The 21,249-nt window shown below is 60.3% G+C and carries 21 protein-coding genes; 8 read left to right on the plus strand and 13 right to left on the minus strand.

The features are described from left to right. The first annotated feature begins 73 nt into the window (after positions 1–73). Positions 74–2,395: an ATP-dependent Clp protease ATP-binding subunit ClpA gene (gene clpA / locus H7847_RS01365; RefSeq protein WP_227267587.1), complete on the plus strand. Its 2,322-nt coding sequence runs from the start codon at positions 74–76 to the stop codon at positions 2,393–2,395. A gap of 276 nt (positions 2,396–2,671) precedes the next feature. On the opposite strand, the gene H7847_RS01370 is transcribed toward clpA, so the two are convergent. The 3 genes from H7847_RS01370 to H7847_RS01380 form a co-directional block, all read right to left on the minus strand. After that, positions 2,672–4,648: a peptidoglycan -binding protein gene (locus H7847_RS01370; protein ID WP_227267588.1), complete on the minus strand. Its 1,977-nt coding sequence runs from the start codon at positions 4,646–4,648 to the stop codon at positions 2,672–2,674. Then, positions 4,648–5,832, minus strand: coding sequence for a biopolymer transporter ExbB (locus H7847_RS01375; RefSeq protein ID WP_227267589.1), 1,185 nt, complete (start codon positions 5,830–5,832; stop codon positions 4,648–4,650). The genes H7847_RS01370 and H7847_RS01375 overlap by 1 nt, the downstream gene beginning before the upstream one ends. 75 nt (positions 5,833–5,907) lie before the next feature. Continuing rightward, complete coding sequence (locus H7847_RS01380; protein ID WP_227267590.1) at positions 5,908–6,438, minus strand: gamma-glutamylcyclotransferase; 531 nt, start codon at positions 6,436–6,438, stop codon at positions 5,908–5,910. A 65-nt stretch (positions 6,439–6,503) separates the two neighbouring features. On the opposite strand from H7847_RS01380, the gene H7847_RS01385 reads away from it, so the two are divergent. Continuing rightward, positions 6,504–7,508 (plus strand): DUF2125 domain-containing protein, encoded by a 1,005-nt coding sequence (locus H7847_RS01385; protein WP_227267591.1) that lies wholly within the window; start codon positions 6,504–6,506, stop codon positions 7,506–7,508. Here the strand turns inward: H7847_RS01385 and H7847_RS01390 are convergent. The 3 genes from H7847_RS01390 to hisC are packed head-to-tail and all read right to left on the minus strand — an operon-like array spanning position 7,505 to position 10,295. Beyond that, the gene (locus H7847_RS01390) at positions 7,505–8,296 is read right to left on the minus strand and encodes an extensin-like domain-containing protein (protein ID WP_227267592.1); all 792 of its coding nucleotides are present in this window, start codon (positions 8,294–8,296) and stop codon (positions 7,505–7,507) included. The genes H7847_RS01385 and H7847_RS01390 overlap by 4 nt on opposite strands. Then, the gene (locus H7847_RS01395; RefSeq protein WP_227267593.1) at positions 8,293–9,213 is read right to left on the minus strand and encodes a prephenate/arogenate dehydrogenase family protein; all 921 of its coding nucleotides are present in this window, start codon (positions 9,211–9,213) and stop codon (positions 8,293–8,295) included. Before H7847_RS01395 ends, H7847_RS01390 begins: the two co-directional genes overlap by 4 nt. Further along, entirely contained in the window at positions 9,210–10,295 is a 1,086-nt protein-coding gene (gene hisC / locus H7847_RS01400) for a histidinol-phosphate transaminase (protein WP_227267594.1), read from the minus strand. Before hisC ends, H7847_RS01395 begins: the two co-directional genes overlap by 4 nt. Positions 10,296–10,307: 12 nt before the next feature. On the opposite strand from hisC, the gene H7847_RS01405 reads away from it, so the two are divergent. After that, positions 10,308–10,478 (plus strand): hypothetical protein, encoded by a 171-nt coding sequence (locus H7847_RS01405; protein ID WP_227267595.1) that lies wholly within the window; start codon positions 10,308–10,310, stop codon positions 10,476–10,478. On the opposite strand, the gene rpsD is transcribed toward H7847_RS01405, so the two are convergent. Continuing rightward, complete coding sequence (gene rpsD, locus H7847_RS01410; protein WP_227267596.1) at positions 10,475–11,095, minus strand: 30S ribosomal protein S4; 621 nt, start codon at positions 11,093–11,095, stop codon at positions 10,475–10,477. The genes H7847_RS01405 and rpsD overlap by 4 nt on opposite strands. A gap of 131 nt (positions 11,096–11,226) precedes the next feature. After that, positions 11,227–11,799, minus strand: coding sequence for a DNA-3-methyladenine glycosylase I (locus H7847_RS01415; protein WP_227267597.1), 573 nt, complete (start codon positions 11,797–11,799; stop codon positions 11,227–11,229). A gap of 152 nt (positions 11,800–11,951) precedes the next feature. On the opposite strand from H7847_RS01415, the gene H7847_RS01420 reads away from it, so the two are divergent. From H7847_RS01420 to H7847_RS01435, 4 genes are all read left to right on the plus strand, one after another. Next, positions 11,952–12,773: an EAL domain-containing protein gene (locus H7847_RS01420; RefSeq protein WP_227267598.1), complete on the plus strand. Its 822-nt coding sequence runs from the start codon at positions 11,952–11,954 to the stop codon at positions 12,771–12,773. Positions 12,774–12,936: 163 nt separating this feature from the next. Then, a complete protein-coding gene (locus tag H7847_RS01425) occupies positions 12,937–14,112 on the plus strand; it encodes an acetyl-CoA C-acetyltransferase (protein WP_227267599.1) in 1,176 nt (391 codons plus the stop codon). Positions 14,113–14,229: 117 nt separating this feature from the next. Next, positions 14,230–14,952 (plus strand): acetoacetyl-CoA reductase, encoded by a 723-nt coding sequence (gene phbB / locus H7847_RS01430; RefSeq protein WP_227267600.1) that lies wholly within the window; start codon positions 14,230–14,232, stop codon positions 14,950–14,952. A gap of 317 nt (positions 14,953–15,269) precedes the next feature. Then, positions 15,270–16,202: a transcriptional regulator GcvA gene (locus H7847_RS01435; protein ID WP_227267601.1), complete on the plus strand. Its 933-nt coding sequence runs from the start codon at positions 15,270–15,272 to the stop codon at positions 16,200–16,202. Between the two features lie 54 nt (positions 16,203–16,256). Here H7847_RS01435 and H7847_RS01440 read toward each other — a convergent pair whose 3' ends face one another. The 3 genes from H7847_RS01440 to H7847_RS01450 form a co-directional block, all read right to left on the minus strand. After that, positions 16,257–16,421, minus strand: a complete 165-nt coding sequence (locus tag H7847_RS01440; protein WP_227267602.1) for a YdcH family protein — start codon at positions 16,419–16,421, stop codon at positions 16,257–16,259. 113 nt (positions 16,422–16,534) lie between these two features. After that, on the minus strand, positions 16,535–17,275 hold the full coding sequence (locus H7847_RS01445; protein WP_227267603.1) for a tRNA1(Val) (adenine(37)-N6)-methyltransferase: 741 nt from the start codon (positions 17,273–17,275) through the stop codon (positions 16,535–16,537). Beyond that, positions 17,272–17,487: a putative signal transducing protein gene (locus H7847_RS01450; RefSeq protein WP_227267604.1), complete on the minus strand. Its 216-nt coding sequence runs from the start codon at positions 17,485–17,487 to the stop codon at positions 17,272–17,274. Before H7847_RS01450 ends, H7847_RS01445 begins: the two co-directional genes overlap by 4 nt. A gap of 56 nt (positions 17,488–17,543) precedes the next feature. Here H7847_RS01450 and H7847_RS01455 point away from each other — a divergent pair, with 56 nt between their 5' ends. Beyond that, positions 17,544–18,545 (plus strand): polyprenyl synthetase family protein, encoded by a 1,002-nt coding sequence (locus H7847_RS01455; RefSeq protein WP_227267605.1) that lies wholly within the window; start codon positions 17,544–17,546, stop codon positions 18,543–18,545. On the opposite strand, the gene H7847_RS01460 is transcribed toward H7847_RS01455, so the two are convergent. Together H7847_RS01460 and H7847_RS01465 are read right to left on the minus strand one after the other, a co-directional pair. Beyond that, entirely contained in the window at positions 18,521–19,450 is a 930-nt protein-coding gene (locus H7847_RS01460; protein WP_227267606.1) for a 4-(cytidine 5'-diphospho)-2-C-methyl-D-erythritol kinase, read from the minus strand. The genes H7847_RS01455 and H7847_RS01460 overlap by 25 nt on opposite strands. 11 nt (positions 19,451–19,461) lie before the next feature. Next, on the minus strand, positions 19,462–21,168 hold the full coding sequence (locus tag H7847_RS01465; RefSeq protein WP_227267758.1) for a tetratricopeptide repeat protein: 1,707 nt from the start codon (positions 21,166–21,168) through the stop codon (positions 19,462–19,464). Positions 21,169–21,249: the final 81 nt, after the last annotated feature.

Here is a 21,249-nt window from a genome sequence, read left to right on the forward strand (position 1 = left end):
TGAGGCTATGGTTGGACGAGGAGCTGACATCCTTCGGCATCCCCACCGACCCCGATCAGAAGGAGCACGCGACGTGCCTTCATTTTCGACCACACTGGAACAGGCAATCCATTCCGCATTGGCTCTGGCCAATGCCCGACGACATGAATTTGCAACGCTGGAGCATTTGCTGCTGGCGCTGATCGACGAACCGGATGCGGCCCGCGTCATGAAGGCCTGCAGCGTCGACATCGAAGATTTGCGCACGACGCTGGTCGAATTCGTGGACGAAGACCTGAGCAATCTTGTCACGGATATCGACGGGTCCGAAGCCGTCCCCACCGCAGCCTTTCAGCGCGTGATCCAACGCGCGGCGATCCATGTGCAGTCTTCCGGCCGCACCGAGGTCACCGGGGCCAATGTGTTGGTGGCAATTTTTGCCGAAAGAGAGAGCAACGCGGCCTACTTCCTGCAAGAGCAGGACATGACGCGCTATGACGCGGTGAATTTTATCGCCCATGGGGTTGCAAAAGACCCCGCTTACGGTGAACAGCGTCCGGTCTCCGGCGCACCAGAGACCGAAGAGGAACCGCAAGGTGTGACGGAAGGCGAGAAAAAAGAGAGCGCGCTGGAGAAATACTGCGTCGACCTGAACGCCAAGTCGCGTGAAGGGGACATTGATCCGCTGATCGGGCGCGATTCCGAGGTGGAGCGGTGCATTCAGGTGCTTTGCCGTCGCCGCAAGAACAACCCTCTGCTGGTCGGGGATCCGGGCGTCGGCAAAACCGCCATCGCCGAGGGTCTCGCGCGCAAGATTGTTGCTGGCGAAACCCCGGAAGTTCTTGCCGAGACGACGATATATTCCCTTGATATGGGCGCACTGCTGGCCGGCACGCGCTATCGCGGCGATTTTGAGGAAAGACTGAAGGCTGTGGTCTCCGAGTTGGAAGATCACAAAGATGCCGTCCTCTTTATCGATGAGATTCATACCGTGATCGGGGCCGGTGCAACATCCGGGGGGGCCATGGACGCTTCAAACCTGCTCAAACCTGCCCTGGCGGGCGGTAAGCTGCGCACCATGGGATCAACCACCTACAAGGAGTTCCGCCAGCATTTCGAGAAGGATCGCGCCCTGAGCCGCCGGTTCCAGAAGATCGATGTGAATGAGCCGTCGGTGGAAGATGCCGTGAAAATCCTGCGGGGTCTGAAACCTTATTTTGAGGATCATCACGCGGTGAAATACACCGCTGATGCGATCAAAACCTCCGTCGAACTGGCGTCGCGCTATATCAACGACCGCAAACTGCCTGACAGTGCGATAGATGTGATTGACGAGGCGGGGGCAGCCCAACATCTGGTGGTCGCTGCGAAACGGCGCAAGACGATCGGCACAAAAGAAATCGAAAATGTCGTCGCGAAGATCGCCCGCATCCCGCCCAAGAATGTGTCCAAAGACGATGCAGAGGTGCTCAAGGATCTGGAAGGGTCTCTGAAACGCGTGGTCTTTGGCCAGGACGCCGCAATCGAAGCGCTGTCGTCGGCCATCAAACTGGCCCGGGCAGGCCTGCGCGAACCCGAAAAGCCAATTGGGAATTATCTCTTTGCAGGCCCCACCGGGGTTGGCAAAACCGAGGTGGCAAAACAGCTTGCCGATACGCTTGGGGTGGAGTTGTTGCGGTTTGACATGTCTGAATACATGGAAAAGCATGCCGTTTCTCGCCTGATCGGCGCGCCTCCCGGCTACGTCGGATTTGATCAGGGCGGCATGCTGACAGATGGTGTGGACCAACATCCGCATTGCGTACTGCTGCTGGACGAGATGGAGAAAGCGCACCCGGACGTCTACAACATCCTGTTGCAGGTGATGGACCACGGCAAGCTGACGGACCACAACGGGCGCACAGTGGATTTCCGCAATGTGGTGCTGATCATGACCTCCAACGCAGGCGCTGCTGAACAGGCCAAGGAAGCCATCGGGTTTGGCCGTGACCGTCGCGAAGGCGAGGATACGGCGGCCATCGAGCGCACATTTACACCTGAATTCCGCAACCGTCTGGACTCGGTCATCAGTTTTGCACCTCTGCCGAAGGAAGTCATTCTGCGCGTTGTCGAAAAGTTTGTTTTGCAGCTTGAAGCGCAACTCATGGATCGCAATGTCACAATTGAGCTGACCAAGCCCGCAGCCGAATGGCTGGCGGACAAGGGCTATGACAGCAAGATGGGCGCGCGTCCGCTGGGTCGTGTGATACAAGAGCATATCAAAAAGCCTCTCGCCGAAGACTTGCTCTTTGGCAAGCTGGCCAAGGGCGGTGTGGTGAAGGTTGGCGTCAAAGCCGGAAACATCGATCTCAAAATCGAAGGGCCTGATAATCCGCGTCTGTCCGGAGACAAGCCGCCACTCCTGACGGCAGAGTAACAAATGCTGACCACATCAATCGTATAGTTTAATGCTTACCCCCTGCCGGGCATCTGGCAGGGGTCTTGCATTAGAGGTACCCGATCTTCGGGCGCGATGATTTTACCTCATGTGCTCTGCCGCTCCCCGGAAGCAAGCGACCCCGTCAGAGGCTTCAAAGGCGAAAAGCGCCGGCAAGATAGACGCCTGCCAAGCAGAAACAGGCGCCGCAACGACGGTGCTTCCACAGCGTTCCGATAAAACAACAAAACCACCGGCAAAGAGGAAAGGCCTATCTCAGCGCTCGGTGAATTTCAGCTCAATTCGACGATTTTGCGCACGCGCTTCAGGGGTATTGCCCAAAGCGACCGGCTGATACTGCCCGAAACCATTTGCGGACAGGCGCTGCGGCGGAATACCCAAGGCATCCACCATGTATTTCACCACCGACAGCGCCCGGCCCTGGCTCAGCGCCCAGTTATCGGCAAATTGACCTGCACCAGAGAGGGGCAGATCATCGGTATGCCCATCCACGCGAATGATCCAATCGATTTCCGGTGGAATTTCATCCACCACGCTCGAAATGATCTCGGCCACCTTGCCGATCTCCTCGCGCCCCTCCGCCGATAGATCCGCCCGCGCCGGCTCAAACAGCACTTCGGACGAGAAGACGAACCGATCTCCCTCGATGCGCACCCCTTCCTGCCGCCCCAGAACATCGCGCAGGCGGCCGAAAAACTCTGATCTATATTGCTCAAGATCTTTTGTTTCCTGGGTCAGCCGTTCCGCCTCTGCCGCCAGACGCGCGGCTTCTTCTTCCAGCCTGATGCGCTCCGCCTCTTCAAGCTGGGCGCGACGGCGTTCCTCAGCCGCAACCCGCGCAAGCGCCGTGTTCAACTCCGATCCAAGCGATTGCAGCTGCACCTGCTGGGCAGCATCGCGGTCGCGGGCATCATCCAGCAAAGCCTGTAAATCCCCCAATTGCGCCCGCAGCGCAGCAACTTGCTGATTGAGCAACTCGGTCTGACGCTGTGCTGCGGCACTGTTTTCTTCCTCTTCGGCCAAGGCGTTCCGCGCTTGCGCCAAAAGAGCCGCCCGCCGCTGCGCTTCTGTCGATGTGTCTTCGGCAAGAATCTCTGCGGCGCGTTGGGCGGCAAGGGCATTGGCCAGTTGCGTGCGCAATGTTGCATCATTCTGCGCCTCCTCAGCCAACGTCTGGACCTGAGCTTCGGCCGCCGCCCGCGCGGCGGCCTCCAAGGCCGCGCGGGCCTGTGCTTCATCAAGGTCCGCCAGCACTGCGCTCAGACGCGCGGCCATTTCCTCCTGACGCGCCTCCAGGGCTGCGAGCGCGGTTTGCGCAGTCTCGCCCTCAGCAACCTGGCCTTCAAGGCGACCTATTTCCAACAGGGCCGCTGCCAAAGCCGTGTCGAGCTCAGCCTCTGCAGCACGCGCCGCGGCCAACAACGTCAGTGTATCCTCCGCCTCCTGGCGTTGCCGCTCAAGCGCCAAGGTCATCGCCGTCAGCTCCGCGTCAGCGTCCTGAAGGCGCGCGCGCAAAAGCTCTGCCGCGGCGGCCTCTGTCAAGCGGGCGGCTTCTTCGGCGCTGAGGGCTTGCTGTGTTTCGTCCAACTGACCGCTCAAGGTCTCGATCCGGCCCTGCGCATCCGCGTTGCGGGCGCGCAAGTCGGCCACCAATGCGTCCAGCGCTTCGCGACGGGCCGCTGCAAGACGGGCCGCCTCGGCCTGTGCGTCAACCTCCTGACGCGCGGCGGCAAGCGCAAGGTTCAACGCCTCACGCTCTTCCATCAACTCGGCCTGGGCGGTCTCCAGCGCCTGCTGGGTTTCTTCAAGCGAGGTGATGGTACCCAAGGCCCTGTCGCGTTCCGAGATCAAGGCGGCGACCTGTGCTTCAAAGCCCGTGATCCGGGTTTCCGCTTCGGACAGAGCCTCGGCCTGAGCATTCCGTGCGGCAGTCAGTGCCGCGATACGCGCCTCGGCATCCGTCAAGGTGGCGTCCAGCTCCCCGACACGGGTGCGCAACCGGTCGCTGGTCTGCTCTTCCAGACCCAGGGCTTCGGCCAGGGCGGCCACCTCGCCCGCAAGCTGATCCAACTGTGTCTCCTGCCCCGTGATCCGCTCAGTCAGCACGAATTGCACGATCATAAAGATCGTCAGCACAAACATCAGCACCAGCAACAGGCCGGTCATCGCATCGACGAAACCGGGCCAGATAGAGGCCTGAAACCGCGTACCTGTGCGTCGCGACAGCGCCATCAGCCGTCTCCTGGGGCCGCTTTACCCAGAGGTCGCGGACGACGGGGTTTCAACGCTTCAGCGAGTTTGTTGATATCCGTGCGCAGTTCGGCGACACTTTCCTGCCGTCCGGCAGAGATCTCTTCCAGAATACGCAGCATCTGCACATCGATTGACCGCAGGCGCATCCGGCTTTCGGCATCGATGCCTTCCCCCTGACCCTGCGCCTCGAAGAGTGAAATCAGGCGCTCCTGCCCCGCCGCAACCCGTTCCAGCGCCGCACTGGAGGGGTCAGAGCCTTCCATGCGCTGGGTCATCCGTTCGATGGAGCTTGCCAGCCCCCCCAGTGTTTCGTTGACCTCCGCGCGGCTGGTATCGGACTGCAGAAACATCTCCTGCAGGGTGATCATTTGCTCGGCCATGTGATCCACGACACCTGCCAGCACATTCTGGTCACCTGAGGCATCCTCGCCCGAGGTAAACCCGACCCGCGTGATAGAGCTGAGCCATTCTTCAAGCTCCCGGTAGAACCGGTTTTGACCATGGCCTGCAAAAAGCTCAAGCAACCCGACAATCAGCGAGCCTGCAAGGCCCAGCAGCGAGGAGGCAAAAGCCACCCCCATGCCGCCTAACTGCGCTTCAAGCCCGCTCATCAGGCGGTTGAAGACATCGACACCGCCTTCCCCATCCTGCGGGGCCAGACTGCGGATGGTGTCGACCACCGCGGGCACGGTCGTGGCCAAGCCATAAAACGTCCCCAAAAGGCCGAGGAAGATCAGCATGTTGACAATGTAGCGTGTGATCTCTCGCGCCTCGTCGATCCGCGTGGCCACGGAATCGAGAATGGAGCGGGTGGAGGAGGCACTGACCTGCATCCGCGCCCCGCGCTGGCGCAACAAAGAGGCCAAGGGCGCCAGCAAAAGCGGTGGCTGCATGCTGCCATCGAGCCTGTCGGTGGCAAAGCGCTCAATCCACCGGACAGAGCTGATCAGTTGGAAAACCTGATAAAAACAGGCCAACACCCCGATGAAAAACACGAAGATGATAAAGCCATTCAGATAGGGGTTCGCCTGAAACACCGGCAAGACGCGTGGCAAGGCCAGAAATCCGCCAAACCCGGACAGGGCGAGGACGATCAGCATCAGGGAGATTTGCCGCACCGGTTGTGAAAAGACTGGTCTGGTCTCTTGGTCTGGTAAGGCCATCCGCCCGCGCTCCTGACCGTTATTGTTCTGCTCTGGGCGTAGTTTACACAGAAAACGCCGCCAAGCGCCAAGAATTTATGAGCTGAGTGCGCGAACTCGCTGACTGAGCCATTCAAGGTCAGGGTCATGCAGGCCGATCTCGCTCAAATGCTGGGCCGTGTTGTAGAGGTATTCGGTGTTCGGCCCCATCCCCCCGATGGCGGTTGCGATGATCCGGGCCTGCTCTTCCAGCGGCAGGCCCCCGCAATACTGCACATGGTCAGGGCTGATGACATAGGCAAGTGCCAAAACCCGCCGCCCATCGGTCAGATCAATCTCCAATTCCCGCTCCAGATACGCGGACGAAATCAACTCACGCTCCCGCAGGTAGGTCAGTGTTTGCGCCTCGTGCCCCGCCTTTACCGCCAGCGCCACCCCTTCGCAGACATGCGCAGGCTCTTCGTCAAGTGCCAGCACTAGGCCCGGATGCGTTTCCGTGCCACGGTGGTGAATGGAGCGCATGCAAAAAGACCGCGCGTAGCCGGGCAGCGTGGCGATCACCTTTTCTGCAACCTCAAAGCCCGGATTCCACAGCAGGCTGCCATATCCGAATACCCACATTGTCATCGCTCTGGTTCTCCTTGCCTGCATTGCGTAAACCTCAAATCAGCGCGAAACGGAAGAGGTCACTTATGCGGCGATTGGTCTGGTTGGCAGTGGTCTTTGCCCTGTTGTGGAGCGGATGGTGGTTTTTCGCCGCCTCGACCCTGCAGGCCGGGATTGAGGCTTGGCTCGCAGAACGGCGCGGCGAGGGCTGGCAGGCCGAGGTCACCGAGATCAGCATGAGCGGCTACCCCAATGCACTGGACGCCGTTCTGCAGCGCCCGGTGCTGGCCGATCCACAAACCGGTGTGGTGTTCGAGGCCTCTTCCCTGCGCATCAACGCCTCGGCCTTCTGGCCGGGTTTTGTCAGCCTGGTGTTTCCAGCCGATGAGATGATTTTTGCCAGTCCGGAACAACGCAGGACAGCAATCGCCCAGGACGCTGTCGCTGATCTGCGCCTGCATCCGGGCACCGATTTGGAACTGGAGGAAATGGCGCTGACGGCAGGGCTCTGGACCCTTGCGGCCCCCGAGGGCACGGTTCTGGGGGCCCGGGCGCTTACCTTACGCATGCGTCAAGACGCCGAGGACCCGACCCTCTATGATCTCATGCTGGACGCCCCGGCCTTTCAACCCGGCAGCGTGCCACGGCGTGCCTTGCGTGTCCCGGCCGACTGGCCCGTGACCTTCGACAGCCTGGCGCTCGATATGTCGGTCGCCTTTGATCGCGCGGTGGATCGCACGGCGATCGAGGTCTCTCGCCCGCAGCCCCGCCGGATTGACCTGCGGCTGGCGGAAGCGGTCTGGGGAACGCTGTTGATCCGCAGTGCGGCGACGCTTGATGTGGCAGAAACGGGCCTGCTGAGCGGCGAGGTCTCGCTTCAGGCCCGCAACTGGCAGGATATGCTGACACTGGCGGAAAGCGCCGGCACGCTGCCCTCAGCGATGCGTCCGCAAATCGAGAATGTGCTCAGCGCACTTGCCCGGTCGGGGGGCAATCCCGATACAATTGACGTGACCATCGCGATCCGCGAGGGGACCATGTTCATGGGGTTTGTCCCGCTGGGCGCCGCACCACGGCTGATCCTGCGCTAGCGGCAATAGGGACCGCTTCGGTACCGCGCGGTATCGAAATGGAAGTGATCGAGGTGAAACCGGTCTGAGTTCGGACCAAGCACGGTCCCAAAAGGACCGCAGGCCCCACTGTGCAGGCGGCGCATCACCTGCGCCGTGTTCGCCCCATTCCAGCCGTTGCGCACGGTGATCAGCGTGCCGTCCCGCAACCGCACCCCGGAGATATCGATCGCACGGCCCTTGCCATGCTCGGAAATACGTCCGCCGGGCCGGTTGTTGCGCGTGCGACAGACATAATGCGCCGCCACCCGGAGGCTTTTGAGCCCGCCGCCGCTGCGCCGCAGGGTGGGCTTGGCGGTTTCATCCACCCATGTCTTGAGCGCTTGCGCCGTTGTGCAGTCCATGACGGCGCGCTGGCTCAGGGTGACCCCGGAGACGGTCCGGACCCGGACGGCGTTTTCTATGCCACAGCCGTTTTGACGCCCCGCAACGCGCCCCACGACCTCTCCCTGAATGTCGAGATCACCGCAGACCGCGCCCCGCTGGCGCAGCCTTTCCTGTTCGCGCGCGATGCGGCGAAACCTGCGCGGGCGCAATTCAGGTCTGAGCGACGCGACCATCCCCTGCCCGCGCCCCGCAGCAGCCACCGCCGCCGCATCCCGCCGGCGCGGCGCAATCGCTCCGGACGGCTCCAGCGTCACGCCCGAGCCCGCATTGACCCCGGCCCTTGCCACGGGCCGCAAAGAGGCTTCGGGGGCGGCACTCGCAACACCGCCCAAAAGCATCAGGGCGACCATCAACCGCTTCACGAAGACGCCTTTGTGCGTCCAAAATCCGGCGCATCAGTGTCCTGACCCGCTTCGATAATGCTGCGACGGATCGCGCGGGTGCGGGTAAAATAGTCGTGCAGGTGATCGCCGTCCCCGGTGCGGATCGCGCGCTGCAGGGCAAAAAGCTCCTCGGTAAAGCGGCCCAGCACTTCGAGCGTGGCGTCCTTGTTGGTCAGAAACACATCGCGCCACATGGTGGGATCGCTGGCCGCAATCCGCGTGAAATCGCGGAACCCGGCGGCAGAGTATTTGATGACCTCGCTGTCGGTCACCCGGCGCAGATCGTCCGCAACCCCCACCATCGTGTAGGCAATCAGGTGTGGCGCGTGGCTGGTCACGGCCAGTACCAGATCATGGTGATCGGCCTCCATTTCCTCCACGTTGCTGCCAATACCTTCCCAGAGCGCGCGCAGCCGGGCCACGGCCTTCGCATCGCTGCCCTCGACCGGCACCAACAGACACCACCTGTTGTCAAAGAGTTCGGCAAAGCCGGATTCAGGTCCTGAATGCTCTGTCCCTGCAAGCGGATGGCCCGGAATAAAGTGAATGCCGTTCGGCAGATGCGGCCCAACATGATCGATCACATCGCGTTTGACGGACCCCACATCGGTGATGGTGGCGCCCGGTTTCAGGTGAGGTGCAATCTCCGCCGCCACCGCGCCCATCACCCCCACCGGCACGCAGAGCACGATCAGATCCGCCCCCTCGACAGCCTCAGCGGCGCTGTCATGGACATGATCGCACAGACCGATCCGGCGCGCCGTGTCACGGGTCTGTGACGAGCGGGCGTAGCCTGTCACCTCTCCGGCCAGACCTTTGCGCTTCATGGCCCAGAACATGGAGGAGGCAATCAACCCCAGACCAATCAGCGCCACGCGGTTGTAGATGACACTCATGTCGACCCCTTGAAACTTGCAAAGGCGTCCAGCACCCGCGTTACATCCTCCCCCTCGCCAACGGTGATCCGCAAGGCCTCGGGAAAACCGTAGCCTTTCACCAGACGCACCAGAATACCCGCCGCCTTGAGGTGTTTATCCGCCGCCAAGGCCTCGTTTTCATCCGTGAACCGCGCAAGCACAAAGTTCGCATGGCTGTCGTCACAGGCAATGCCCAACTGACGCAACCCGCCCGTCAGGCGCGCCCGCTGCTCGGCATTCAATGTCAGGCAGGTCTCCACGAAGGCACGGTCCCGCACGGCGGCTTCCGCCCCGGCCAGGGCCAGTTCGGACAGGTTGAAGGGCCCCCGAATACGGTTGAGCACATCGATGACGTCCTGCGCCGCATAAGCCCAGCCAACCCGCAGCCCCCCAAGCCCATAGAGCTTTGAAAAGGTGCGCGTCATAACGACATTTGGTCGCGATGCAACCAGCGAGGCCCCGCCATCATAGCCGTCGAAGAATTCGGCATAGGCGCCATCCAGAACCAGCAGGCATGTCTCCGGCACAGCGTCGGCCAGCCGGGCCACCTCTGCAAGATCAAGAGCCGTGCCGGTGGGGTTGGCGGGGTTTGCCATGTAGATGAGCCGCGTTGCGGGGGATATCCTGTCGATCAGCGCGTCCACCGACACCTTGCGCGTGGCCTCCGGGGCCACAACGGGGGTCGCGCCGGCCGACAGCGCAAAGATCCGGTACATGGAAAACCCATGCTCGGGGTAAAGAACCTCATCCCCCGGCCCCGCAAAGGCCATCGCCAGCAGGGTCAGTATCTCGTCCGATCCAACGCCGCAGACGATCTGATCCTTGGGCAGAGCGTGCACCGCGGCAATCGCCTGCCTGAGCGTGTCATGATCGGTCGACGGGTAACGGTGCATTTTGAGCGCTGCTGCCGTGACCGCTTCGACAGCCTTCGGGCTGCAGCCCAGTGGGTTCTCGTTTGAGCTCAGCTTGAGCGGATCGGCCTGGCCCTCAATATGGGAAGCCCCGCCCTGATAAAGCGCGATCTCCAGTATGCCGGGCTGCGGGCGGATCGTTGTCGTCATCTGGCCGTCTCCTTGAAGCGGAACTTAGCGGGGGGCGCTGATCTGTGCCAGCCCCAACTGGCGCATGCAATCGAAAAAGACCTGCAGGGCAAGACGTTGCACAAAGCCCGCCGTGCCACGCAAAAGGGCCGCGCTGGTCTGATCCGGCGCGGCCCCAAAGTCTCGGTCTCGATCAGACCTTAGTTTTTGGCGTAGAATTCGACCACGAGGTTCGGTTCCATCATGACCGGATAGGGTACATCCCCCAAGGCCGGTGTGCGCACGAATGTCGCAGACAGCTTGGAATGGTCCGCGTCGATGTAATCAGGCACGTCCCGCTCGGGCAGTTGTGTTGCCTCGAGGATCGCCGCCATCTGCTTGGAGCGGTCCCGAACCTCAATAACGTCACCCTCTTTCACGCGGTAGGAGGGGATGTTCACGATCTTGCCGTTCACCCGCACATGCTTGTGGTTCACGAACTGGCGGGCCGCAAACACGGTCGGCACGAACTTTGCACGGTAAACCACCGCATCGAGACGGCGTTCCAGCAGGCCGATCAGGTTTTCACCGGTATCGCCTTTGACCCGCTCCGCCTCGGCATAGATGCGGCGGAACTGCTTCTCGGTCAGGTCGCCATAGTAGCCCTTGAGCTTCTGCTTGGCGCGCAACTGGATGCCGAAGTCCGACAGTTTGCCCTTGCGGCGCTGGCCGTGCTGGCCGGGGCCGTATTCCCGGCGGTTCACCGGGGATTTCGGACGGCCCCAGATGTTTTCGCCCATACGGCGGTCAATCTTGTACTTGGCAGCGGTGCGTTTTGTCACGGCTGATCTCCTTCTGTGTGGCCCGGTCGGGCGTGAAGGGCGTTGTCCTTTGGTTTGCACCTGACAGGCTGTCCCTTGCGGGGGCCACCAACACCAATGAAGCCGCGCTTATACTGGGGATTGATACAGAGTCAACGCCCCATGGCCGCCACCGCATCATACCTGTGACACCCAACCAGATGATCGTTGACCATGCCCGTGGCTTGCATAAAGGCGTAGACGATCGTGGGGCCGCAAAACTTGAACCCCCGCGCCTTGAGATCCTTGGAGATCTGCCCGGACAATTCGGTCTGCGGCGGCACCTCTGCCTGGGTCTGCCAGGCATTTTGCAAAGGCTTGCCATCGACGTAGTTCCACAAGAAATGGTCAAAGCCCTGCTGCGCCTCGATCTGCTGCCACACGCGGGCATTGGAGATCGCAGCCTCGATCTTGCCCCGGTGACGGATAATTCCGGGATCGGCCAACAGCCTTTCGACATCTGCGTGGGTCCACTCTGCAATCACATGCGGGTCAAATCCGGCAAAGGCCGCCCTGAAGTTGTCGCGTTTTTTAAGGATCGTGATCCAGCTCAACCCGGCCTGGAAACCATCGAGAATCAGTTTCTCCCAAAGCGCGCGGCTGTCATATTCCGGGACCCCCCAATCGGTGTCATGGTAGTCCAGATAGATTTGTTCCGGACCCGCCCACTCACATCGCATCTTCATTATTTTTCCTTTTGTTTCAGAAGGTTTAGGATAGTTAGATCACATCTAAAATTAGAACAAAATAGGAATATTAACCCGGCTTTAGCATCCAAGGAGTCAATGTGGCACAACCAGACACTGCGAGGACGACAATGCCGGGACCGAATAAGAGAATGATGGCCGATATCGCACCGGGAAGCGATAACCCCCTGAATTTTGCCGTCACACGACGCGATCAGCAGACCATCGATATGGTTGCCGCCGCCATCCGTCACAAGCAGGTTCTGCTGGCCTATCAACCCGTGATGCAGGCACGCGATCAGAGCAAGATCGCCTTTTACGAAGGGTTGATCCGGGTACTGGATGAAACCGGCCGCGTCATTCCCGCGTCCGCCTTCATGGATGCCATTGAGTCCTCGGAGCTGGGACGACAACTTGACACGCTGGCGCTTGCCAAGGGGCTGCGCGCCCTGAACGACAATCCCGAATTACGCCTCTCGATCAATATGTCGGCCCGGTCGATTGGCTACCAGCCCTGGAACCAGATGCTTGACCGCTGGCTCAAGCGGAATGAGCTCATCGGCGAACGGCTGGTTCTGGAAATCACCGAAAGCTCGGCCATGTTGGTGCCGGAGCTGGTAGTGGATTTCATGGACCGTCTGCAAATGCAGGGCATCTGCTTTGCAATGGACGATTTCGGTGCAGGCTATACCGCCCTGCGCCACTTCAAGGAGTTCTGTTTTGATGTGATCAAGATCGACGGGCAGTTCATTCAGGGCATTGCCAACGACCCCGATAATCGGGCCATGACGGCAGCGCTTGTCGGTATCGCAAAGCACTTTGACATGCTGACCGTCGCCGAATTTGTCGAAAGCCAGGAAGATGCGGATGTTCTGGTGAGCCTCGGCGTTGACTGCCTGCAAGGTTACCACTTTGCGGCCGCAACCACCCGTCCGGCATGGCTGAGAGACAATCGCATACGTCAGGCCGTTTAACGATTTAGCGGTTTTTCCCTTTGCGGTAGTCTGTCACATACACAAGCTGTTGATGCATAATTAAGGATGCGGTAACTGTTGCCCGTAATGAAGAGGGGGCTGCGTCGCGCGCAACTGCGTGTGAATTGGGTCTTTTCAGGAACTGGCAAAGGACCACATCACCATGACGAATGTCGTAATCGCCTCCGCCGCAAGAACTGCCGTCGGCAGCTTCGGTGGGTCTTTCGCAAACACCCCCGCACATGATCTCGGCGCGGCAATGCTTAAGGAAATCGTTGCGCGGGCAGGCGTGGATGCATCTGAAGTGTCCGAGACGATTCTGGGTCAGGTGCTGACGGCAGCCCAAGGCCAGAACCCGGCCCGTCAGGCTCATATCAACGCTGGTTTACCACAAGAATCCTCGGCCTGGACCATCAACCAGGTCTGCGGCTCGGGGCTGCGCACCGTGGCCCTTGCCGCACAGCACATCCAGCTGGGAGATGCCACAATCGTCGCCGCAGGCGGTCAGGAAAACATGACGCTTTCACCCCACGCCGCCCCGCTGCGGGCCGGGCATAAGATGGGTGACATGAAATATATCGACACCATGATCCGCGATGGTCTGTGGGATGCTTTCAACGGCTATCACATGGGTCAAACCGCTGAAAACGTTGCTGAAAAATGGCAAATCAGTCGTGAGCAGCAGGATGAATTCGCCGTCGCGTCGCAAAACAAGGCCGAAGCCGCCCAAAAGGCCGGCAAGTTCGAGGACGAGGTGTTCGCCTATACCGTCAAGACCCGGAAGGGCGATATCGTTGTCGATAAGGACGAATACATCCGCCACGGCGCGACCATGGAGGCCATGCAAAAACTCCGCCCCGCATTCACCAAGGATGGATCGGTCACCGCAGCTAACGCCTCCGGTCTGAACGATGGCGCAGCAGGTGCCTTGCTGATGTCTGCGGATGAGGCGGAAAAGCGCGGCATTGAACCTCTGGTCCGGATTGCGAGCTATGCCACGGTGGGTCTCGACCCGTCGATCATGGGTGCAGGCCCCATCTACGCCAGCCGGAAAGCCTTGGAAAAAGCAGGCTGGAAAGCCGAAGATCTCGACCTCGTGGAGGCCAACGAGGCCTTTGCCGCGCAAGCCTGCGCGGTGAACAAGGACATGGGGTGGAACCCGGAGATCGTGAATGTCAACGGCGGTGCGATCGCAATCGGCCATCCCATCGGCGCCTCCGGTGCGCGCATCCTGAACACGCTGATCCACGAGATGAAGCGGCGCGATGCGAAAAAAGGCCTCGCCACACTTTGTATCGGTGGTGGTATGGGCGTTGCGATGTGCCTGGAGCGTCCCTGATCTAGATCAAGGCGGCCTCCTCGGGCGCCGCCTAAGACCCGCCGCATGATCGCATATTCTTGTGAGCATGTGTAAGAGACCGACCCAAAATCGAAGACCACTGGAGGAGACCAAAGTATGTCCCGTGTTGCACTTGTCACCGGAGGCAGCCGGGGAATCGGCGCCGCAATTTCCAATGCCCTGAAAGATGCGGGGTATTCTGTCGCCGCCACCTACGCAGGCAACGATGAAGCCGCCTCGAAATTCACCGCTGAGACAGGTATCAAGACCTACAAGTGGAATGTCGCCGATTACGACGAGAGCAAGAACGGTATCGCCCAGGTCGAATCCGACCTTGGCCCGATTGACGTGGTCGTCGCCAACGCAGGCATCACACGCGATGCCCCTTTCCACAAAATGACGCCAGAGCAATGGCAACAGGTGATCGACACAAACCTGACCGGTGTTTTCAACACGGTCCATCCGGTTTGGCCCGGCATGCGAGAGCGCAAATTCGGACGCGTCATCGTGATCAGCTCGATCAACGGTCAGAAGGGGCAGTTCGCGCAAGTGAACTATGCCGCGACCAAAGCAGGCGATCTGGGCATCGTGAAATCGCTGGCTCAGGAAGGGGCGCGCGCCGGTATCACCGCAAACGCGATCTGCCCGGGTTACATCGCGACAGAAATGGTGATGGCCGTCCCGGAAAAAGTCCGCGAAAGCATTATCGGCCAGATCCCGGCGGGCCGCCTGGGCGAGCCCGAAGAGATTGCGCGCTGTGTGGCTTTCCTTGCCTCTGACGACGCAGGCTTCATCAATGGCTCGACCATCTCTGCCAATGGCGCTCAGTTCTTCGTCTAGAATACCAATCCAAGACGAAAAAAGGGACCGGTTCTCACAAACCGGCCCCTTTTCTATCCCGTAAGATCGCTGCAGACAATCAGCGGGAAACGGATGACGGGAAAAGCCAGTCCCAGGCGTCGCGCAGAATCTGGCCGCGTTCCTGGTGGGCCCGCTGGAGTGCTGCTCGGGTTCTCTCCGTGGTGGCGGCTTCGAACATATCTTGATCTCCTTAAGATTTTCATCAGTGCTTCTAAACTAATCCCTATATGACATTGGTTTAAAAGAGTGACAAACGAGACTTTTCATTCCTTCAGTTAAGTTATACTTATCTGATTATGCCTGATCGCCTACCCCCTCTGACCGCCTTGCGTGCTTTTGATGCCGCAGCCCGTCATATGTCTTTTGCCAAGGCCGCAGAGGAGCTGTCAGTGACCCCCGCCGCACTGAGCTTTCAGATCAAATCACTGGAAGAGCATCTTGGAGCGCCCCTTTTTCGCCGGCTGAACCGCGCAGTCGAACTGACCGATGCTGGCAAAACCCTGGCCCATGGCGCTGCGGATGGGTTTCAAACCCTCGCCGCTGCATGGCGCGCAACGCAGCGGCTTCAGGACGGCCAGACGCTCACGGTGACAGCGGGACCCGCCTTCACCGCCAAATGGTTGGCACCCCGATTATATGAGTTCGCCCAAGGCCACCCGGATATCGAGTTGCGATTTTCTGCCTCCCTGCGGATCGTGGATTTCGCGCGCGATGCGGTGGATGTGGCAATCCGCTACGGTGCCACGGTTGATCCGGATCTTTGGGCGCTCCCCCTTGCGGAGGACTGGGTGGCCCCGGTGATGACACCGGGATTGGCGGAAAAATACCCAACTCCGCAAAGCCTGACCAAGGCACCGCTGATCTTTGATGATTCCATCAACTTCGTTGAGCCGCGCTGCGATTGGCGCGCGTGGTTTTCTGCTATGGGTATCGCCTATGGCCCCGATCATGGGCCCCGCTTCAGTCAGGCAGATCACGCGATCGATGCTGCTTTGGCGGGTGTCGGGGTGGTGCTTGGACGGCGGGCACTGGTTGTCAAGGACATTGCCGAAGGGCGTCTGGTGCTGCCCTTCCCGCAAGCCATCATGACGGGGGGGCGGTTTCATTTCCTGTGTCCGCAAGGCACTCAAGACCGACCTCAGGTCCGCGCTTTTCGCGACTGGATCGTCCGCGAGATCGAAAAAACAGCTTACGTGACAGAGGGTTTGGAAATTCTGCGCGTGAGTTAGCGGACAGAGGGAGGCGCCGCCTTCGCGCGCCTGCCCTACAGGTCGACCGGAGCTTTAACTCGACAGTCGTGTGATTTCTTCTTTGACGCGGAGTTTTTGTTTTTTGAGGTCGGCGACATCCAGGGTGTCTACGCCCGGTGCACGTTGGGCGGCCTCGACAGCCGCACTGAGGGATTCATGCTTCTTTTTCAGTTGTTCAACATGTGCATTCAAGCTCATTCAGTCCTCCTGTTACTTCGGTTACAGCGTCAAGTTGAACACATCATGTGATTCAAGTCACGCTGCATCCGCATTATGCACCTGCAAAGCGTTAACGAGGCCTTAATATCAGACTAGAAAACGAGCGACCCACCATGACGCAGGGCCGCGCGCACTTCCGCGACGTAGCTGTCGCCATCCCTTTCATGGCGCGGCCCCTCATGCAGCACCAACGGCGCATGGAGCTTGAACGCCCCCCGCCCGTTCTTGCGACCGCGCACGATCACAAGTTCAGTGGCGCGATCTTGCCGCGGACAAATCGGCAGCACTTCGATGCTGCCCAACCTTGCGGTCATTGTGGTCAGGATTTCGGGCAGCCTTTCGACGCGGTGGATGAAATGTGCGTATCCCTTTGGAGCCAACCGCTTGGCCGCAACCTTCACCCAGTCAGAAAGCGGTGTCGCTTCTCCCAGCGCGGCTTCGCGTCCGGTATCTGTTGCCGCACGCCCTGCTCTGCGGTCGAAATAGGGGGGATTTGCCAAGACATGGTCAAACTGCCGTTGGCGCAACGCCAGCGGCAGATCCATCAGATCAGCGGTGACCACCTCGAAATTGCCTCCCCCGTTCCGGCGCGCAAGAGCGGCGTAGTCTTCCTGCAGCTCGACACCGGCCAAGGTCAGGCCGGGCACGCGCGCTCCAAGACAAAGCGCTGCCGCGCCGACACCGCACCCCAAATCGAGAACGCGCTCTCCGGCCTGCGCGGGCACTGTCGCGGCCAAGAGCACCGGATCGACGCCCGCCCGGTAACCTGTTGTCGGCTGATACAGCATGACCTTGCCGCCCAGAAACGCGTCTTTTGTCAGCCGGGTGGTCATAACCCGAGGGGGATGTCATTATCCGTCATCACCCGCGTTGCCGCTGCGTGATCGTCTGTCCTGACCATCAGCCTGCGCGGGAAGATTCCGATGCCGCCTTCGAGTACGCTCATGTTTACGTCCATTTCAAAGCAGGCTATATCCTCCCCTTGGAGAAGGGCGGTGGCAAAAGCAATGATCGTAGGGTCGGTGCTGCGCAAAAGTTCCTTCATATCAGGGATGTAAGGGCAAGCCGGTGAAGATGTCGAGCCTTGCAAACGGGAAGTTGATGTCGAAAACCGAGAATTTCCAGAAACCGCATGACCGTATGGCCAGTTTTCTGGAAAAAGACCTGGCGGCTGTCAATGAATTGATCCGTGCGCGGATGGCCTCAAAGCATGCGCCCCGCATCCCCGAAGTGACCGCCCACCTGGTCGAAGCGGGCGGGAAACGTCTGCGTCCGATGCTGACGCTCGCCGCTGCGCATCTGTGCGGATATGACGGCCCATTTCACATCCATCTGGCCGCCACAGTAGAGTTCATTCACACTGCCACGCTGCTGCATGACGATGTTGTCGATGAGAGCGGCCAGCGCCGGGGGCGTCCGACGGCAAACCTGCTGTGGGACAACAAATCGTCGGTGCTGGTTGGCGATTATCTGTTCTCCCGCAGTTTCCAGCTGATGGTTGAGACCGGATCGCTGCGGGTGCTCAGCATCCTGTCCAACGCCTCCGCCACAATTGCCGAGGGCGAGGTTTTGCAATTGACCGCCAGCCAGGACCTCAACACAACCGAAGAGATTTACCTGCAGGTGGTGCGGGGCAAAACGGCCGCGCTCTTTTCCGCCGCGACTGAGGTGGGCGGGGTCATCGCAGGCGCGCCTGATGCGCAGGTGCGCGCCCTTTATGACTATGGCGACGCACTTGGCGTGGCCTTCCAGATTGTCGATGATCTGCTGGATTTTCAGGGCGATGCCAGTGTGATCGGTAAAAACCTGGGCGACGATTTTCGCGAGCGCAAGCTGACAATGCCGCTGATCAAGGCCATTGCCAAGGCCGATGCGGAAGAGCGCGCCTTTTGGGTGCGGACCATCGAAAAGGGCAGGCAGGAAGACGGCGATCTCGACCATGCGATTTCGCTTTTGCACAAACACGGCGCGCTGGCGGACACCAGTGCCGTGGCGCGCGCTGAGAGCGCGCGGGCAAAGGCAGCGCTGACCCCTTTGCCGGATCATCCTGTAAAGAAGATGCTGACAGATCTCGCGGATTACGTGGTTGAGCGGATCAACTGACGTGGCAAGGCACGGTCAAGCTGATCGCCCAGACGTACAGCCCTGACCCACCAGTCTTTATGCTTTTTGCGCAGCGCATCTGCACCGGCCCTGGCCATAGCGGCCGTGTCATATAGACCAAAAACCGTGGCCCCCGATCCGGACATCCGGGCCAGGCGACAGTTCTGGTCTGCCGCAAGTGCCGACTTCACCTCACCGATGACGGGTTCCAGCCCCATCGCCGCCTCTTCCAGATCGTTCCGCTGACGCGCCAGCCAAAGGAACAGGTCATTTGGCCCTGCAAACCGGGGAAGCGTGGCGGGCATCGGCGGCTTGTCACGGTGTTTCAGGGCGGAGAACACAGATGGCGTCGCAACGCGACATCTCGGGTTAATCAAAACAGCGTGCAGTTCGGGAAGCTGCGGAAGCGGGGTCATCTCTTCACCGATCCCGCGGATGCGGGCCGCGCGGGACAACAGGCACATCGGGATGTCTGCGCCCAAGGCCAGCAGTTTCTGGGCCATGGGCGTGTTGGCCGGATCGTAGAGCGCGGGGGATACCTGTCCGCCCCGCCGAAATGTCATAAGACCGCGAAAGGCCGCCGCCGCATCTGCCGACCCGCCCCCGATACCGGAGGACACCGGCAGGTTCTTGGTCAGCAGAAAGGAGGCGCCCGGCATGTCCTCGAACAAGGCCGCGACCTTCAGGACAAGGTTGTCCATATCGACAGGAACGGCTGCGGCCTCAGGGCCTTCGGTGATGACCGAGACCGTCTTGCCGGTTTGCACAACAAGCTCATCCCCCACATCGGCAAAGGCCACCAAGCTGTCGAGCAAATGATAGCCATCCGCGCGCTGCCCCGTCACGTGAAGGGTCAGGTTAATTTTTGCTGGCGCAAAAACGCTTACGAATGTGGACGTTTGCATGCGGTGGAGGGTTACTCTCTCGCCACCCTCAAAGGTTCCGCGCCCTCTTCTTCGAGCACGACATCCAGCCCCACTGCGAGCTTGCGACGTATGCGATCGGGATCGATATCTTCCACGGTTTCGCCGCGGTCGATAAAGGACAATGCACGCGACCACTGGAATTCCGCTTCGCGGTAGCGGCCGACGGCCCAGTAGACATCGCCAAGGTGATCGTTGACAACCGGATCAACAGCCATCAGTTCCACCGCCCGTTCCATATGCGGCACCGCTTCTTCGTAGCGCCCCAGCCGGTAGAGCGCCCATCCCAGAGAGTCGATGATATAGCCGCTGTCGGGACTTGCCGAAACGGCCTGTTCGATCATTTCCAGCGCTTCATCCAGATTGATCTGCTTTTCCACCAAGGAATAGCCGAGGTAGTTCAGCACCTGTGGCTGCCCGGGGTTCAGCTCAAGGGCGGCGCGAAAATCAGCTTCGGCCTGCTCCCAGTTGCCTTGCCGTTCATGCGATATCGCTCGGGCATAGAGCAGGAACCAACTGGGCTGGCCCGTTTCCTGAGTAAGGGCCACAGCCCGGTCGTAGGCAATGACGGCTTCTTCAAACCGGTCCTGCTGGCGCATGGCATCGCCCAAGGCGGATTGTACGGTTACAAGGTGACCGTGGCTGCGCGCGAGCTGTTCGAGAACCTCAACCCCCGCACCCGCCCGGCCAGAGCTGCGCAGGGCCGCTGCCCGGCCAAGCTCCGCCGCATGATAGGCCGGATCGTTCGCCGGCACCTCCTTGAACACCGCAATCGCCGCATCATGCTGCTCAAGGGTCTCAAAAAGCTCTGCGGTCAACAACAGCGCATCGACGTGATCGGGTCGTAATATGCGCGCGATTTGAGCGTAAAGAAGCGTATACTCAGGTTCGGCTTCACTGCGCAGGGCCGCTGACACGGTAAAAAATACCTCGGCAAAGCCTTCCCTGACCGAATTCACGTGGGTGAACGGCAGCGGCTCCTCTTCGTTCAGAGCCGCGATGACGGCATCAATTTCGGGGTCGGTCGCCCCTGAAAACATGGTTTGCAGCAACTGCAACGCTTCGTCTTCGCGTTCAAGCTGAGACAATATCTCGACCCGCGCCAGAACCCCCCGCCGCGTTTGCAGGACCGACCGGGTCTCATCCGCAGCAAAAATCTGATCGGCGCTTTCAAAGTCACCGACAGACGCGAGCGCCATCGCTTTATGGAACATCGCGAAAGCTTCGAGACCGGACTCTTCTGCAATACTGTCAAAGCGTTCCAACGCGTCACTGACACTGCCGTTGCCCATCAATGCCCAGGACTCGACCAGCCCGTCCACCAAGGCACCGATCCGGTTTTCGTAAGGGGCAAGATCCAAAAGCTCGTCATAGGCCTCACGCGTTATCATATCAGCGGTCAGCACGAGCTGCGCCACTTGGCTGGTCTGGCCCGCGCTCTGAATAGCGGTGGCAATCGGTAGGGCCCGCTCAAGCCGTCCCAGAGCCAACTGCGCCACAAGGGCACTCTCCATCAGTTCCAGATTACCCGGATCACGCGCCAGTGCCTGCGTGTAATAAGAAGCTGCCTGCTCGAAATCATTTTGTATCGCAGCAGACCGGGCGGCCAGATAGGGTCCGGCAATCGACTGCGCAGCCAAGGGGGCCGCGAGGGCCAGAGACAGCCCCACGGCGGCAATCGGTGTCAACAATCTGCGCATCATGATAGGTGACCTCTTATGGCTTTTGACTGCTGGCACAGGCTATCAGGTTCCGCCGCAAGCGCAATGCTCGCGGCCTCA

The organism is Roseobacter weihaiensis (genome assembly GCF_020622345.1).
Classification (GTDB): Bacteria; Pseudomonadota; Alphaproteobacteria; order Rhodobacterales; family Rhodobacteraceae; genus Roseobacter; species Roseobacter weihaiensis.

Bases quoted from the DNA above. Each gene is read 5' to 3' on its own strand.
- H7847_RS01420 (WP_227267598.1), top strand. From the start codon at position 11,952: ATGATGGCCGATATCGCACCGGGAAGCGATAACCCCCTGAATTTTGCC.
- H7847_RS01395 (WP_227267593.1), bottom strand. From the start codon at position 9,213: ATGAGTGTCATCTACAACCGCGTGGCGCTGATTGGTCTGGGGTTGATT.
- H7847_RS01370 (WP_227267588.1), bottom strand. From the start codon at position 4,648: ATGGCGCTGTCGCGACGCACAGGTACGCGGTTTCAGGCCTCTATCTGG.
- H7847_RS01380 (WP_227267590.1), bottom strand. From the start codon at position 6,438: ATGACAATGTGGGTATTCGGATATGGCAGCCTGCTGTGGAATCCGGGC.
- H7847_RS01435 (WP_227267601.1), top strand. From the start codon at position 15,270: ATGCCTGATCGCCTACCCCCTCTGACCGCCTTGCGTGCTTTTGATGCC.
- H7847_RS01425 (WP_227267599.1), top strand. From the start codon at position 12,937: ATGACGAATGTCGTAATCGCCTCCGCCGCAAGAACTGCCGTCGGCAGC.
- phbB (WP_227267600.1), top strand. From the start codon at position 14,230: ATGTCCCGTGTTGCACTTGTCACCGGAGGCAGCCGGGGAATCGGCGCC.
- hisC (WP_227267594.1), bottom strand. From the start codon at position 10,295: ATGACGACAACGATCCGCCCGCAGCCCGGCATACTGGAGATCGCGCTT.
- H7847_RS01440 (WP_227267602.1), bottom strand. From the start codon at position 16,421: ATGAGCTTGAATGCACATGTTGAACAACTGAAAAAGAAGCATGAATCC.
- H7847_RS01465 (WP_227267758.1), bottom strand. From the start codon at position 21,168: ATGCGCAGATTGTTGACACCGATTGCCGCCGTGGGGCTGTCTCTGGCC.
- H7847_RS01415 (WP_227267597.1), bottom strand. From the start codon at position 11,799: ATGAAGATGCGATGTGAGTGGGCGGGTCCGGAACAAATCTATCTGGAC.
- H7847_RS01460 (WP_227267606.1), bottom strand. From the start codon at position 19,450: ATGCAAACGTCCACATTCGTAAGCGTTTTTGCGCCAGCAAAAATTAAC.
- H7847_RS01450 (WP_227267604.1), bottom strand. From the start codon at position 17,487: ATGAAGGAACTTTTGCGCAGCACCGACCCTACGATCATTGCTTTTGCC.
- H7847_RS01375 (WP_227267589.1), bottom strand. From the start codon at position 5,832: ATGGCCTTACCAGACCAAGAGACCAGACCAGTCTTTTCACAACCGGTG.
- H7847_RS01385 (WP_227267591.1), top strand. From the start codon at position 6,504: ATGCGGCGATTGGTCTGGTTGGCAGTGGTCTTTGCCCTGTTGTGGAGC.
- H7847_RS01445 (WP_227267603.1), bottom strand. From the start codon at position 17,275: ATGACCACCCGGCTGACAAAAGACGCGTTTCTGGGCGGCAAGGTCATG.
- H7847_RS01455 (WP_227267605.1), top strand. From the start codon at position 17,544: ATGTCGAAAACCGAGAATTTCCAGAAACCGCATGACCGTATGGCCAGT.